The organism is Shewanella sp. BJSY2023SW005 (assembly GCF_047314585.1).
GTDB classification, from domain to species: Bacteria; Pseudomonadota; Gammaproteobacteria; order Enterobacterales; family Shewanellaceae; genus Shewanella; species Shewanella algae.
The window spans coordinates 1-1,057 of sequence record NZ_JBKORJ010000004.1; the positions used below are offsets into that span (position 1 = coordinate 1).

At 53.5% G+C, this 1,057-nt stretch carries 1 protein-coding gene; it reads right to left on the reverse strand.

Annotated elements, in window-relative coordinates:
• A partial coding sequence (locus ACMHXI_RS00525; protein ID WP_413733707.1) for an immunoglobulin-like domain-containing protein occupies positions 1 to 1,057 on the reverse strand: 1,057 nt, incomplete at both ends.

Consider the following 1,057-nt stretch of genomic DNA (forward strand, 5'->3'; position numbering starts at 1 on the left):
TCGGCCACGCCGGAGTAGGTGAAGTTGACCACCACATCCTCGTCGGCCACCTGGTCGATGCTGACGGTGAAGGCGGCGGTCTCACCCTCGGTGACACTGCTTTGCTCGGCGACGATGCCGACCACAGGCGCATCCTGGGCATCAAGAATGGTAGTGTCGGCGCTGTTGTTGCTGCCTATCTCCAGTTGTTCAAGGCTATTATCGACGTCAGTAACACCACTAATGGCGACGCTTAGATTTTCGCTATTTTCATAGACACCATCGTTAATGGTATTAACCGTAAAGCTTTGCTGGCTATCACCGGTAATGGTCACGCTTGGAGGTAAATTATCAACATCTGCCGCAGATGCTGTACCACTCCAATCAAGTGCAAGGGTAACCGAAGCACCACTAGGAAGGGTTACCGGGTTACCGTTGGCATCGACCAAAGTCACTGTATAAGTGATTTCACCACCTTCAGCGACACTGGTTTTGTCTACGCTGATCTGGGCAAAAACTGTGTCGGTAGTGTCATTTACCAGTGTGGAAGCTGTGTCACTGGTATCCAGGTTTTCAAAATTACCACCTTGTGCACTATCTATACCTACGGTCAGAGTTTCCGCATCAACAAATACATCATCGCTGGGAGCATCAACGGTCACGGTGCCGGACGTCTGACCTGCCGCAATGGTGATGCTGGCGCCGTTGGACAGGGTCAGTACCAGGTCGGTTTCAGGTGCATTATTGACCGTGGCGGTATAGGTGATCTGGCCGCCTTCATTCACTTCAGCCGGGGCGGTCAGGGTGACCGTGGTGGTATCTATGGTGTCATTGACCTGAGTATCGACACTATTGCCGAGGTTCAGCTCTTCATAGTTGCCGCCCTGGGCGTCGGTGATACCGACCGTGAGGGTTTCACCGTCCTGATAGACATCATCAGTCGGTGCATCAACGGTCACGGTGCCGGACGTCTGACCTGCCGTAATGGTGATGCTGGCGCCGTTGGACAGGGTCAGTACCAAGTCAGTTTCGGGGGCATTATTGACCGTGGCGGTATAGGTGATCTGGCCGCCTTCAT